We start from the raw sequence: 13,075 nt of genomic DNA, 5'->3' as shown, positions 1-13,075 counted from the left end.
AATTGCACTTAAACTAACGGGTGCTTTAGCTTAACAATGGAGGTAGCTGTGGCACCTCTTTTTCTTCTTCAACAAACGAGGAGATAAATTAAATAACTCTCTTTTATGGTAATATTAAGATGATTAAGTGTAATGGAGGAGGGCGAATATGGATCATTATTATTTATTTGTAGTAACAACCTTACTGATTGTACTTACCCCTGGTGCTGATACAGTATTAGTCACTAAAAATACACTCATTCAGGGAAAAGGAGTAGGTTTTAAAACTGTTGTTGGTGTTTGTGCAGGTATTACAATTCATATAACAATTGCAGTTCTTGGTTTATCTGCTATTATTGCTAACTCTGTTTTACTTTTTCAAATTATAAAATATGCTGGAGCTGCATTTCTTATTTTGATGGGGATATTTACACTTTTTTCAAAGAAGTCCAACTTAACATCGGATATCACCATTTCGGAGAAAAAAACCAAAGGTTCTTATTTCTTGCAAGGAATGTTCTCGAATGTACTTAACCCTAAAGCCATTATTTTCTTTATGTCATTTTTACCGCAATTTATCGTACCTGGCGAGCATACTTTATTACAGATGATTATTATAGGAATAACACCAGTTTTATTAACTTTTATATGGTTATTTTTCTATGTTAATTTGATTAATTACATGCGAGTATGGTTCAATAAACCATCATTTCTTTCTGCATTTCAGCGATTAACAGGATTTATGTTGATAACCCTAGGAATGAAATTAGCTTTTGAAAAGAGATAATCTAAGGTTATTTATTCAACTAACGGGTGCTTTACTTCAATAACAAGGGTTGCTGCGGCAGCCTTTTTCTTATGGCACTAACGGGGCAGTTTAGTTGAACAAGGAATTTATACTTTGTCTGTTGAAATTGTAATACTAAATAAGGTTTTTTAATATTCCTAAAGTAAATTTTACGGTTAATTTATTTTCTTATTGCGGAGGGGTTTTATTGCAAACACTTTTTAGATATAACTGGATGGTAAGAAAAGACTGGTATCGTTGGTGTGAAGAGTTAAGTGAAGAAGAGCTTTTGCAAAACCGAACGGGTGGAATGGGAAGTATATTGCATACACTTTTCCATATTGTTGATGTCGAGTGGAGTTGGATACGTCTCTTACAGGGTAAAACTGACTTTCAGGAGAGTTTCGATAATTATAAAAGCTTGAACAAGGTTCGAAAATTGGACGCAGAATATCATTTAGAAGTAGAGAACTTTGTGAACAACTGGGATGCTAGTATGGAAAAGCAATTATTTTACGATACCCTGCCAGATGGAAGATTTGTAACTGATACTTGGGGTGAAATTATGCGACATGCCATTGCTCACGAAATTCACCATATAGGACAATTATCAATTTGGGCAAGAGAATTGGGAAGAAAGCCTGTTTCTGCAAACCTTATCGGTCGGGGGCTTTCCTCTCATTCGAAAAAAAAATTCAAATAGATATTAATTTATTCAGTTTCTGTTCATTAACGGATGCGATGCTCTAAAGTGGCATCGCCTTTTCCATTGTCTATTACAGGACTGTTTTGTGGAGCAAAATGTGTTTGTGAAATTGTGTACTTAAGCTAAAGGGTGCGATTGCAAAACAAGGCAGTCGCTTTTTGTGTTATTTGCGCAGGAAGGTTTTATAAAGAATAATAATATTAAGGTTAGTAGAGGTTTCAGAATATACGCGGGAAAATCAACCTTCCCTTTATTGGTAATCCGACACGATTCCTATTGTTTTTGCTTTTTCTGATCTTTAAGAAAAAGTAGTTGACAACGAAAATTAATTTATGATATTATTAAAATTTTGCTAAAAAATAATATATATGTTAAGGTTAAGAAGGTTACCATATATGGAGGTGGATTATTTGTTTCAAATTGGCGATAACATTGTTTATCCAATGCATGGAGTAGGTATAATTAAAGCCATAGAAGAAAAGGAAATCTCAGAGGAAAAACAACAGTATTATGTCATAAAAATGTTAATCGGTAATATGCAAGTCATGATTCCTACGGGTAAAATATTGAGTTCAAGCATACGCCCTGTTACTGACATAATTGCATTAAAACACATCATAAACATCTTTCATCATGGAGAATCAGATAGATTACTGCCGTGGAAACAAAGGTATAAAGTGAACACGGACAAAATAAAAACGGGTAAAATACAAGAATGTACTGAAGTTGTACGTGATTTAATGCGTATGAAGAAAGAAAAAGCACTTAATACAAGCGAAAAAAAAATGTTAGATAACGCACATGAATTTTTGATTAGTGAACTGGGATTAATTAAAGGTATTACTGAAAATCAAATAAAAAGTTTCTGTTAAGGTTAATTTAAGAAAATTGATTACATCTCCCGAAAATATCCTGAATTTTTTGGAAATATGTTTATTATTAAAAATAAATCTTTTCAAAGACATTCAACTTCTCCAACTCACCTTTAGAGCATTAACCTCTTTTGTAATTTCTACAATCTAATCCATTTTTATTATTTGAATTTCTTTTACTAACGTTTGAAGTTTCATCAAATAACTCGATAAAATCGTCACTTGATTTTTGCAATCCTGATTCACACTGGCACGGACAAGGAGCCGTAAGGATGAAAGAGAGGTAGGACTTTCATTGTTTTAGGTATACAATATATTATTTAAGTCATTATTCTAGAAGAAAAAACAATCAATCTCACCTCTATCTTTAAGAAGTTTTTATATCATCTGAGACAGTGAATAGTAATTGTTTATCTTCTTTACGTAAAAGAGAAAAACGAATTGGTAACACCATATGGTCAACTACAAAAATGGATTCCAGACCAGGAAACCATTTTTTATTTTATTTACATAACAATAGTAAAGATTACTGGTGAGGGTTTAAATCCTTTGATGAAGGGCAACGCGTACAATTTGATATTCTAAAAGGACAATGTGGCTCTCAAGCAGAAAACGTTTCTAAAATTTAATTGATCTCCTACCCCTTTGTAAATATGAACTCTGATCATAGGGGGGACCAAGCATAATCACCGCTTTGTACTTGAGTATACTTTTTTCATTTCCTTTTACTTCAATGTTTTCCCCGAATAATGGGACGAGGGGACAGGTCCCTTGTCCCATGAGACTACTTGTCCAATACTCTATCCCGAGCAACTTTTCTCGAACGAGTAAGTTGCCATCTAGAAGAACAAAGGAACCACCCACTCTCCACAAGAAGATACTATAAAAAGGTCCCGTATGTAAAAGCAAAGGTCTTTATGCTTTACCTTATTCATTAATATTTTTAGGGATTGGGACGATTTTGGTTAGTATTTTCGTGCCTGGTGGTTTTGAGGGAATGGCAATAGGTGTTATAGGATTAATTGTAGGTATTATAGGTGTAATTTGGTTGTTAATATAAATTATTGTGAAAAAAATGATTGTTCCTACACATTAAAGGATTAGATTTCGTTAAGGTAAAAAATGTGAAGATTTTTCATTAAAACTAACGGGAACAAGAGTTAAAGATTGGGATGGCTGCGGCGATCCCTTTTTTATTGCACTAACGAAGCAGAATAGTTGAAAAAAAGTACATAAATTTTACAAACAAATAAGACGGGTGAAAGGAATTTAAATAATAGGAGTTCTTAGATGAAGGGAGGGATAAATTTATTTATGCAATAGGTTTTCAAAGTACAGACTTCGCAGAACATATACGGGTAGTTAATGATTTTCTTGGCTCATTAGAGGAAGGAAAGCTGATAGATGTTAAATACAATGCTGTTCCTCTTGCTGTAAGCATGCACACGGAATATGGAGTGAATCCTGATACAAAATATACGGCAATGATTATCATAAAGAAATAGTGAGCACAACGGATTTTTCTGCATCTTTACATTTCTTACAAAAAATGTTATGATTAAAAAGAATTATTTTTGTTCGGTGTAAAGGACTTGTAACTTTTCATCTTGATGATCACTGAGAGCAGGGATAGTATTACATTGTGTGTGTTTACACACTAGGAGGCAATACAAATGGAAAAAGGTAATGTAAAATGGTTTAATGGCGAAAAAGGCTTCGGATTCATCGAACGTGAAGGTGGAGACGATGTATTCGTTCATTTCTCAGCGATTCAAGGCGAAGGTTACAAAACTTTAGATGAAGGTCAAGCAGTGACTTTTGATGTGGAGCAAGGTCAACGTGGACCTCAAGCTTCAAACGTACGTAAAGCTGCTTAATTTTACAAAACAGGGAAGGCAGGCTCTTTTATGGGAGTCTGCTTTTCTTTTTTCTGTGAAACAAAGAACCTCCACTCGTAAAGGAGTAGGGAATAAAGATTGTGATGAATTGCACTTAAAGTAACGGGTGCGTTAGCTGAAGATCAGAGCTGTCTTTAAGGCAGCTTTTTCTTATTGAACTAAAGGGGAAGGTTAGTTGAACAAGCAGGGAAATTCCGGGTGCATCTTGAATATTGGATTGATGAAGTTATTGCGGGGATATATATGAATAAACTTAATGAATTGTATAGGGATATGTTATTTTTGCTGTTTGGAATAAAACCTAAAAATGCAGGATGGACATCATTTTCCCAATTGAAGATTGTCCCAGACTATATAGTTGACTTGGAAAAAGGTCAAGTAACAGGAGTAGTAAAACATAACGAAAAGGTATATTTGACTGTTATTGTAGATGTTCCTAATAAAAAAACTGTTGTAAAAGGGAGTCTTAGAAGAATTCTTAAACATACTAAACCTTTTAAAAAGCACAATTACATAGAAATTATTAATGATAAGGCTGAATATTTTATTGAAAACAAAATAACAAATCCAAAGGAACATTAATAACCTCTTCAACTAACGGGGCAGGTTAGCGGAAGAAGGAACTATTCTGAACTATCTAGAAATAAAGACTGTAAAGAAAAAAGATAAAAGAGGTGTTTTTTATAGAAAAGATACCTGTTAAAACGATTAAGAAGATAGAAAAGGACATTGAAAAAAATGATTTAGGGAAAGCAAGGGATAGACTACACGGATTAATTTCAACCTATCCTAATGAGTTAGAACTCCGCAGAAAGTTGGGGGATATCTATTTTGCATTAAAATATCCTTCAATGGCTGGTCGTTACTGGTATTTAGAAAAGAATAAGACATCAGAAATGGTAAAAGCCTGTATTCTGTTCGAAAAGTCTTTGGGAAACGATCCTTTCAGAATATCACGAGCTCTAAAATTTAAAGGTGATAGAGAAATTTTAATAAGACTGGAATTGGATAAGGTAATTTCACCTATACAAAATAAAGTGAAAGAAAATTTGATGGAACAACCTGACGATGTATTGAAAGATAAGTTAGTTATTTTTGGGTGTTTCTCAATAATAATATTAACAATTCTCTTTGCATTATTGGGAGTTTACTCTCTTTTAAACTGGATTTTTTGATCCGTTATCTTGCTTTATAAGAGGGGGGTTATTCTAGTACTTGTTCTTTAACTAACGGGTGCTTTACTTTACTTCTTTACCAGGACTGATCAGCAGCTCTTTTTCTTATGCAACTATAGGGGCAGGTTAGTTCAACAAACATACGAATTAATTTTAGAATGTCTGTTATTTTTTGGTATTAAAATTGCATGTCCTAATATTGAAAAGTTTAAAATTGGGAGGAGAAATAATATGGAAACAGTAAATATTAGGACTGCTGCAAAACATGATATCCCACAACTTCTCGAATTAATGAACCAGTACATCGTTGATTTCTACAAGTGTCCTCGTCCAAGTGATGATTCACTCAAAAAATTGATCAATCATTTACTTGAAAATCCCTATGAAGGTATCCAGTTTGTTGTAGAAAAGGAACCGCATCACTTAGTTGGTTTTTCCACTTTATATTTTACTTTTAATACATTAGAAGTGAAACGAATGGCTTTCCTTCATGATCTATTTGTAAAACCTGATGTAAGAGGACAAAAAATTGGTGAAAAACTACTTCAGTCCTGTGTCACTTATATTAGAGAGAATGACTATACTCATATGATTTGGGAAACAGCACATGATAATCTTGCTGCCCAATCGTTATATGACAAAATTGGGGCACAAAAGGCAGTTTGGCTGAACTATGAAATTAAGTAATTTCATGTAGTTTTTATGTTTTTTTGAATACGTTATTCAAAGCGTATTAATATTTGATTATTATTAGGGTCTGATTTGCCTGAAAAGTTAGCATACAAGATTCCAGCATATGAATTGTTTTTCGAAAGGGTGCGATTGCCCAAGAAGAGTAGTCGCTTCTTGGGCTAATGGGCAGGTTCATGGAAGAACAAACTACATTTATATTTTGAGAGAATTACTGTTTAAAGATATAACAACGGGTGCGTTAGCTGAAGATCGGAGCTGTCTTTAAGGCAGCTTTTTCTTTATGCAACTAACGGGGCAGGTTAGTTGAAAAAGGTTATATTTGCATTAAGATGGAAAATAAGTGAAAAAGTTAAAAAATAAGGGGTGTTTTTTTGTGGAAAATATTGGGGAATCAGATATTTTTAAACAAGTAGTAAAGAGAGTTTGTAAAATTACAATATCCCCCCCAGAAGCCTAAATTTGAAGTTATCGATAACTTAATGGTTATTAGTATAAAGAACCATTTAAAAGATGGAGTAGACTTAGATTGTTTTAATATTTTAAATCTGATTTACAGAATAATTGGACCTTTAGGGATAAGATTCAATCAACAAATGTACCTCTATCCAAATTCGGAAAGACTGGCTAGAGTAACTGTATCTTTTAAAAAAGAAGATTATGATGATTTAAATAGCAAAATGAAAGAATTTTGTGAATAAATGTACTTGAGCTAACGGGTGCAATAGCTGAAGATCGGAGCTGTCTTTAAGGCAGCTTTAGACTCTATTTTGAGTTTAGGTTTTCGTAGTAGATGGTGGCGGCGAGGAGCGCCGCCATAGGAGTTTCTTATGGAACTAAAGGGGCAGGTTAGTTGCATAAGTAGATGTTTCCGATGTGGTATTATATGGATATAAGAATAACTTACATAATTTAAAGGGAGATGTTGCTTTTTTTGGTAATATCGATAAAGGGTGGTGAGGAATCATGAAAAAGAATTATACGGTTTTCTTTTTACTTTTGTTTATTGTAGCTATTTCTAGTGGTATGGCACTTAAAAATTATTTCGACTATTCTATGATTATTGGAGTTGGTTTAGCGACAGTATCTTTATTAGCTGCTGGGTTTTCGCTTAGAAAAAGGAACAAGGTAAATAATTCACATCATTAAATTGTTTATAATTGGTAGTCAGGACAGGTGAGTTTTTTGTTAAATTACATCATTTTTATTATAGCTTTTTTTATTATTGCAATAGTGTTTGAACGTTGGTTGAAGAAGAAGTTGAAGATTGATAAAAGAAAGGGGTCTTTTTATAAAGGTGTCAATCCATTTCAGAGATGGACTGAAATGGCTATGATAATAGCATTTCTTATATCAATATGGTTTGTTGATAATCCTATCTCCTGGCTTATTGGCTACTTTCTTATTTCATTAAGTTTTCGTGCTTTCATGGAATGGAAATATAAAAGAGAAGAAAAAGAATACATCTTAACTTTATACTCTATGTTTATTTACCTTTTTGTTTTGGTCATAGGCTTTTATTTAATATTATCTTAATAAAAACAGCCCCCTATAAGGGGCTATTTTTACTGTGTCCTTAATGAACTACCATGAAAATAAGTTTCTTTAAAAATGAAAAATGACAATACTTAAGAAGACCCTGCTCAATCGTTTTTTTAAAAAGAGGAGAGCGTTAATTAATTAGTCTATGGATTAGGGTTGACTGGATTAAGGTCAGTATCAGTATTGACACTTCCTAACCATTTTCATTCTTTGTGGTGAATCGCCGATTTTTGCGATTCATGGATGGCTAACGGGTGCGTTAGCTGAAGATCTGAGTTGTCTTTAAGACATCTTTTCTTATGGAACTATCGGGGCAGTATAGTTCTACAAGGAATTGGTTTATTATGGTATAATTTTAGATAATTGTCTTCAATACTTTATTACCAAAAATAAATAATATGGTAGCCGCCATCGTTTGTCTATTTATAGGTTCGTCGAGTAACAAAGAATTCCAGTTATTTCTGGGAGAAAAGTAAGGAGTAAATAAATGAAAACCTTTTTAAGTTTAATTGTTGGATTGTTTTTTGCTTTTTCTTTAACAGGATGCTTTGGAGAGGATTATAATTTTACACCCCCTAGCGTTACACTCGCTACTAATCCTATTGACTCTGAAAGTGATATCAAATTAAAAGCAGCCAATATAGATTGGCAATCTGATAAAGAATATAAGAAAGAAACGAAAGATATTCTAGCACTCGCAAGTAAACAAAAACAAATAAGTGTTAATGCTGGTCAACAAGATTCTATTGTTTTTGATAGTCAAGATTTTAAGGTTGAAGAAATAAGTATTTGGGTATGGCAGCAGGATGAGAAGATAAAATTGGAACTTGATAAAAACGCAATTTCAACTTTCCAAAAGAAAAAGGTGAATATCTAATAGAACTGGACCTTCTTTCTGACAAGGGTACTGCTGAGTATGTAGGTAATATCGTCATTAAGTAGTGGATAACATTACTTTTTCAATTAACAACAAACATAAGCTTTTATATGATAAGACCATGAGAATTCTTATGGCCTTTTTTTATGACTTAAATATCAACTTTATCAGAGCCTAAAATAAAAATATTGTTCAAATGAATAATACACTGTTTGTGATGTTTATCACTTAAACTAACGGGTGCGTTAGCTGAAGATCGGAGCTGTCTTTAAGGCAGCTTTTTCCTATGGAACTAACGGGGAAGGATAGTTCAACAGTAACTTGAAGGATTTTCTCTAAAAATACCGAATTTACAATAATATACATTTTTATTTTTAGGGGGACCGTTATGTGGGAGAGAATGTTTATAAGTACATCTCGTGGAAAGTTTGAGATCTTTACCCAAGGAAAAGGAGAACCAGTGTGTATTACCCATTTATATAGTGAGTTTAATGAATTAGGTTATTATTTCGCCGACACTTTTGTAGATCAATTCAAAGTTTATCTAATAAACTTAAAAGAAGCAGGAAACTCTCGCAAAGCAGGTATAGAAGAGGAATTGAGTATGAAAGAAACCTCTAAGGATTTAGAGGCTATTAGAAAAGCTTTAAATTATAATAAATGGTGCTTTGCAGGGCATTCAACTGGAGGAATGCTTGGTTTAATTTATGCAACAATGTTTCCAAAATCTCTGACAAAACTATTAGTTGGAGGAGCAACTGCTACTAAAAAATATATGGAACACGAAGGCAGTATTTATAGTCCTCGTAGTCCACTAAATAAAAAACTGAAAAAGATTTTTGCCGTACTAAAATCACCTGACTCTACCATTGAAGAGCGAAGGGATGCTAACAGAGAATGGACTAATATGTCTTTATATAACATAGAAAGATGGGATGAATATTTTAAAAAACCGAGCAGTGGAAAAGTTGTACAAAAAAGGCTAGATTATTATTCCTTTAATGACTTGCCAAACTACGACATTCAAAATGAACTGTATCAGGTTAATACCCCGACCATTGTTTATTGTGGAAGGTACGATGCCCAATGCCCTCTTGTTTTTTCTGAAGAAATAAATGCAGGTTTAAAAAATTCCAAACTTTATATTTTTGAAAAAAGTAATCACGTACCTTATTTAGAAGAGAAACAAAAATTCCTTCAGATGGTTTCTGATTACAAAGGACTGACAACGAAAACCTATTCTTAATGAACAAACGGGTGCGTTAGCTTAAGATCGGAGCTGTCTTTAAGGCAGCTTTCTCTTTATGCAACTAACGGGGCAGTTTAGTTGCATAAGGATAATGGTTTTTTGTGGTAAAATTAATAGGAAAAGGATAATAAGGGGGATGACTATGGAAGGGTTGGAAATCTACGATTTTTTAAGATTAGTTTTTATTACTTTTATAATTAGTTTAATTGTTATTACCATTATTTTATTGGTTCAAAAGAAACGGAGCAACCTCGTTAATGGATTCACAGTTAGTATTACTTCAATAATTTCAATAATTGTTTCTGGTATTAATCTTATTATTATAGGATACATAGCTGATGAATTAAATTTAGGAGGAGATGTTATTTCCTCATATTTGTTTCTTATAATTTTAGGGTTAAGCATATTTAATTTGTTTATTTACTTTAAAAATAAAAACAGTATTATTAGTGCCTAATAAATAAATTTTGTTCTTAAAGGAGTTGTTAGGGCAACTCCTTTAACGGGTGCTTTAGCTGAAGATTGGAGCTGTCTTAAGGCAGTTTTTCTTCTTTAACTAACAGGTGTTATTGTTTAATGAAAAATCTACTAATCTAGTATAATAGTTCTTCTTTTGTCTATACTGTCTATTAATATGGTATAGATTGGAGAGAAACAGGTATGATCTTAACTGATGTATGGGGTTTATATAAGGCAGATAAGCAAATCCAATTTATCGAGAATAACGGGATAGTATATCCATTAGTTCTTGCTTGGCTGTTTCTACACTTTCTTTTTGGAAATGTTTGTATTGCACTCGGATCTTGGATTCATCCATTCCTGCTGCACTTTCCAAAAACCCAGAAAGTCCTCTTGCTTTTCTGTCCACTTCGATGAATAAATCTACGGATTGAGCGTCCGCGACGAATCCGATTTCAACCTCATCAAGGCTTCTTTGGAATGGACCGCCCTTTGGCTTGTATTCGAATTCCTGAAAGACACCCGTTTTGCTACGTTTGAAGGGTACATTTTTCACTTTGTTCAAGTAAAACCCTAATGATTCGATTGCTTTTAGGAAGCTACTGACTGTTTCATTTTCAAATACGTTTATATAATCGTTATCTTTAGGGTCCAATGCGAACGTCACATCCATTTCCGTCTTCATCCACACAGACACGTCCCCTATCGTGATTGGCGTTTCGTACGGAAGTTGCAAGGAAAACGGAATCACCTTTTCTTCGCCTTTTTCAATGACGAATGCATCCGAAACCTTTATTTTGTAAAGGGTAACATCATCTAAATACTTACGGTCATCCTGTTCCCTCAAAACCTGTGTCAGCACATGGATGTACAGCCCATTGATTTCCTGTTGGGTGTTTCCGCCAAGGACAAACACGTTCCCTTTTACCGTTTCTCCTTGTTTGTATGAATCTTTTTCTAATTTTGTATCCACTTTCGCCGCACCGATTCCGATGCTTGCTTTCATTTTATCAAAAAATGACATGTACATAATTCCCCCTTTGTAAGTCTATAAATAGCATAGCATAATAGGTTCATGAGCGCCTCTAGAAGTGGTTCAAAGTTTAATGGGCCATGAAAAAAGTGAAACCACAAAAATTTATGCATATCTAAGTGGTGCAATGCGGAGAGACTTGTATAGAAAGTATTTTTAAGGGACCAAGGGTCCTTTTTATTTTGTTCTTAATAAACTATCGGGGCAGGTTAGTTCCATAAGGAAATGGATTATTTTACACTTATGAATAATTACTCTTTATTGTTATTATTTTCTTAAAGGTTCAAATAATTTTAATTTACTATCGTTAATTCACCATTAAGGAATGTGATTTACTGTGAGAGCAATAAATAAAATTAACTTAGTTACAAAGTTATTAATTTTTTTAATTTTTTTCTCTTTTAATACATATATTTGTTTTTATGCAAAAGACAAAACAGAAGGCATAGTTACTGCCTGTATAGGTATCTTTCTAGTGATTTTAGTGGCAACTATTGGATTTATTCTAGATAAAAAGCAAAGGTAATAGGGTGGGATTTTAGTGCAACGTGAAAAGTGTCCTTGTTGTGGATTTCCAACATTGAAAGAGCGTGGGATTTATGATATATGTGAACTTTGTAATTGGGAAGATGATGGACAAAACGATCCATATGCAAATCAAGTTTGGGGTGGTCCAAATGGGGATTACTCTCTTACAGAAGCAAGAAGAAATTTTAAAGAAAATCTCATTATGTATAGAGATAGAAGAAATATATTTACTCAAACTGATAAAGAAATTGAAGCAAAAAAGTCTTTAATAAGTGCGTTCGTTGAATTAGGCAAGTGTGAACCAGATTCGTTAGAATATAAGGCACTTTGGAGCAAAATAAAGTCTTACGAGAAGGTTTTAATTGAAGTCTCTAAATGAACTAACGGTGGTTAGCTGAAGACCAGAGCTGTCTTTAAGGCAGCTTTTTCTTTGTGCAACTATCGAGGAAGGTTAGTTCATTAAAGTTTATAATACGAGAGACTTTGATTTAGATTGAGGAGATAAAATAATGCGTTCATTTTTGAGAAAAGAATTTTGGGATGACAGAAATAAACCTATTCTGTTTATACAGGGGGCATTGATAATCTTAGCAGTAATATTATATTTCCAATCTTATGACAGTATAGAGTATTTTTACTCTGGAATTTTAAGATTAATTGCAGGAATAATCACCCTTCTAACAGGAATTGAAAACTATATTGTTAAGAAAAAAGAATATATGTTTTGGTTCATCCTAACGATAATGTTTTGTGGAATGGGTATAGACAAATTAATGAATTAACGATGCGTTATTTTTTATATTAGGGGCTGATCATGAACTGCACCCCAATTGTTAGACAACATCTAACAATTGGAGGTGCAGTTTTTTTGACTAAATATTCAATAGACGAAAAATCAAATGCAGTTTTAGAGTACTTAGAAGGGAAAAAATCCTATAAATCCAATGCTCAAGAAAGAAATGTAGGTTTATCCCCTCTGAAAAGATGGGTCGCTCGCTATCTAAAACATGGGATGGAAGGACTTGTTTCATCCTATACAAATTACACTCTGCCCTTTAAACTAGAGGTACTTAAATATATGAACGAATATGGGGCATCGATCAACGAGACCGCTGTACACTATAACCTTCCTTCCGATTCTACACTTTTGAATTGGGCAAATCAGTTTAAGGAAGGAGGTATAGACGCCCTTAAACCAAAGAAAAAGGGGCGTCTATCCATGAAAAAAGAAACTAAGAAAAAATCGCCAGCTAATGGCTCTCAAGAAGCACTTCTTGCCA

Annotated in this window: 17 protein-coding genes and 3 pseudogenes; 19 read left to right on the top strand and 1 reads right to left on the bottom strand. The window is 33.3% G+C overall.

Going from position 1 to position 13,075, the window contains the following annotated elements:
• Window positions 1-148 precede the first annotated feature (148 nt).
• The 15 genes and pseudogenes from J7E52_RS25750 (at window position 149) to J7E52_RS25685 (ending at window position 10,232) form a co-directional block, all read left to right on the top strand.
• Window positions 149-766 (top strand): LysE family translocator, encoded by a 618-nt coding sequence (locus J7E52_RS25750; protein ID WP_214751273.1) that lies wholly within the window; start codon window positions 149-151, stop codon window positions 764-766.
• Window positions 767-974: 208 nt separating this feature from the next.
• A complete protein-coding gene (locus J7E52_RS25745; protein WP_214751271.1) occupies window positions 975-1,469 on the top strand; it encodes a DinB family protein in 495 nt (164 codons plus the stop codon).
• 413 nt (window positions 1,470-1,882) lie between these two features.
• The gene (locus tag J7E52_RS25740) at window positions 1,883-2,344 is read left to right on the top strand and encodes a CarD family transcriptional regulator (RefSeq protein ID WP_214751292.1); all 462 of its coding nucleotides are present in this window, start codon (window positions 1,883-1,885) and stop codon (window positions 2,342-2,344) included.
• Window positions 2,345-2,880: 536 nt separating this feature from the next.
• Window positions 2,881-2,973 (top strand): annotated as a pseudogene (locus J7E52_RS25735) (cold shock domain-containing protein); the annotation flags it as partial.
• A gap of 296 nt (window positions 2,974-3,269) precedes the next feature.
• Window positions 3,270-3,404, top strand: a pseudogene (locus J7E52_RS27560) (hypothetical protein); the annotation flags it as partial.
• Between the two features lie 250 nt (window positions 3,405-3,654).
• Window positions 3,655-3,849 (top strand): sporulation protein Cse60, encoded by a 195-nt coding sequence (locus J7E52_RS25730; protein ID WP_214751291.1) that lies wholly within the window; start codon window positions 3,655-3,657, stop codon window positions 3,847-3,849.
• Window positions 3,850-4,017: 168 nt separating this feature from the next.
• Window positions 4,018-4,221 (top strand): cold-shock protein, encoded by a 204-nt coding sequence (locus J7E52_RS25725; RefSeq protein WP_096340629.1) that lies wholly within the window; start codon window positions 4,018-4,020, stop codon window positions 4,219-4,221.
• 219 nt (window positions 4,222-4,440) lie between these two features.
• Window positions 4,441-4,824, top strand: coding sequence for a hypothetical protein (locus tag J7E52_RS25720; RefSeq protein WP_309476942.1), 384 nt, complete (start codon window positions 4,441-4,443; stop codon window positions 4,822-4,824).
• A gap of 92 nt (window positions 4,825-4,916) precedes the next feature.
• The gene (locus J7E52_RS25715; protein ID WP_396020320.1) at window positions 4,917-5,417 is read left to right on the top strand and encodes a DUF6584 family protein; all 501 of its coding nucleotides are present in this window, start codon (window positions 4,917-4,919) and stop codon (window positions 5,415-5,417) included.
• A gap of 231 nt (window positions 5,418-5,648) precedes the next feature.
• Complete coding sequence (locus J7E52_RS25710) at window positions 5,649-6,104, top strand: GNAT family N-acetyltransferase (protein WP_214751269.1); 456 nt, start codon at window positions 5,649-5,651, stop codon at window positions 6,102-6,104.
• Between the two features lie 969 nt (window positions 6,105-7,073).
• The gene (locus tag J7E52_RS25705; RefSeq protein WP_214751267.1) at window positions 7,074-7,256 is read left to right on the top strand and encodes a hypothetical protein; all 183 of its coding nucleotides are present in this window, start codon (window positions 7,074-7,076) and stop codon (window positions 7,254-7,256) included.
• A gap of 36 nt (window positions 7,257-7,292) precedes the next feature.
• Entirely contained in the window at window positions 7,293-7,643 is a 351-nt protein-coding gene (locus J7E52_RS25700; protein WP_214751265.1) for a DUF4181 domain-containing protein, read from the top strand.
• A 493-nt stretch (window positions 7,644-8,136) separates the two neighbouring features.
• Window positions 8,137-8,526, top strand: a complete 390-nt coding sequence (locus J7E52_RS25695) for a hypothetical protein (RefSeq protein WP_286198084.1) — start codon at window positions 8,137-8,139, stop codon at window positions 8,524-8,526.
• A 388-nt stretch (window positions 8,527-8,914) separates the two neighbouring features.
• Window positions 8,915-9,772 carry an alpha/beta fold hydrolase gene (locus tag J7E52_RS25690; RefSeq protein ID WP_214751263.1) on the top strand — a complete coding sequence of 286 codons (858 nt, stop codon included), beginning with the start codon at window positions 8,915-8,917 and terminating at the stop codon, window positions 9,770-9,772.
• A 145-nt stretch (window positions 9,773-9,917) separates the two neighbouring features.
• Window positions 9,918-10,232: a hypothetical protein gene (locus J7E52_RS25685; protein ID WP_214751261.1), complete on the top strand. Its 315-nt coding sequence runs from the start codon at window positions 9,918-9,920 to the stop codon at window positions 10,230-10,232.
• Between the two features lie 255 nt (window positions 10,233-10,487).
• Here the strand turns inward: J7E52_RS25685 and J7E52_RS25680 are convergent, their stop codons facing one another.
• Entirely contained in the window at window positions 10,488-11,258 is a 771-nt protein-coding gene (locus J7E52_RS25680; RefSeq protein WP_214751259.1) for a sporulation protein, read from the bottom strand.
• A gap of 55 nt (window positions 11,259-11,313) precedes the next feature.
• Between J7E52_RS25680 and J7E52_RS27555 the strand changes: the two are divergent.
• From J7E52_RS27555 to J7E52_RS25665, 4 genes and pseudogenes are all read left to right on the top strand, one after another.
• Window positions 11,314-11,427: pseudogene (locus tag J7E52_RS27555) on the top strand (integrase); the annotation flags it as partial.
• A gap of 381 nt (window positions 11,428-11,808) precedes the next feature.
• A complete protein-coding gene (locus J7E52_RS25675) occupies window positions 11,809-12,174 on the top strand; it encodes a CPCC family cysteine-rich protein (protein WP_214751257.1) in 366 nt (121 codons plus the stop codon).
• A gap of 130 nt (window positions 12,175-12,304) precedes the next feature.
• The gene (locus J7E52_RS25670) at window positions 12,305-12,577 is read left to right on the top strand and encodes a hypothetical protein (RefSeq protein WP_214751255.1); all 273 of its coding nucleotides are present in this window, start codon (window positions 12,305-12,307) and stop codon (window positions 12,575-12,577) included.
• Between the two features lie 86 nt (window positions 12,578-12,663).
• The coding region (locus tag J7E52_RS25665; RefSeq protein ID WP_214751253.1) for a helix-turn-helix domain-containing protein at window positions 12,664-13,075 on the top strand (412 nt) is incomplete at its 3' end.

This window comes from Bacillus sp. ISL-34 (assembly GCF_018613325.1).
GTDB lineage: Bacteria > Bacillota > Bacilli > Bacillales > DSM-1321 > Peribacillus.
The sequence above is the reverse complement of the archived record's forward strand: the minus strand, read 5'-3'. Positions and strand labels throughout refer to the sequence as shown.

Excerpts from the sequence above, each read along its gene's own strand:
- J7E52_RS25750 (WP_214751273.1), top strand. The coding sequence starts at position 149 with ATGGATCATTATTATTTATTTGTAGTAACAACCTTACTGATTGTACTT.
- J7E52_RS25725 (WP_096340629.1), top strand. The coding sequence starts at position 4,018 with ATGGAAAAAGGTAATGTAAAATGGTTTAATGGCGAAAAAGGCTTCGGA.
- J7E52_RS25710 (WP_214751269.1), top strand. The coding sequence starts at position 5,649 with ATGGAAACAGTAAATATTAGGACTGCTGCAAAACATGATATCCCACAA.
- J7E52_RS25705 (WP_214751267.1), top strand. The coding sequence starts at position 7,074 with ATGAAAAAGAATTATACGGTTTTCTTTTTACTTTTGTTTATTGTAGCT.
- J7E52_RS25695 (WP_286198084.1), top strand. The coding sequence starts at position 8,137 with ATGAAAACCTTTTTAAGTTTAATTGTTGGATTGTTTTTTGCTTTTTCT.
- J7E52_RS25690 (WP_214751263.1), top strand. The coding sequence starts at position 8,915 with ATGTGGGAGAGAATGTTTATAAGTACATCTCGTGGAAAGTTTGAGATC.
- J7E52_RS25685 (WP_214751261.1), top strand. The coding sequence starts at position 9,918 with ATGGAAGGGTTGGAAATCTACGATTTTTTAAGATTAGTTTTTATTACT.
- J7E52_RS25680 (WP_214751259.1), bottom strand. The coding sequence starts at position 11,258 with ATGTCATTTTTTGATAAAATGAAAGCAAGCATCGGAATCGGTGCGGCG.
- J7E52_RS25670 (WP_214751255.1), top strand. The coding sequence starts at position 12,305 with ATGCGTTCATTTTTGAGAAAAGAATTTTGGGATGACAGAAATAAACCT.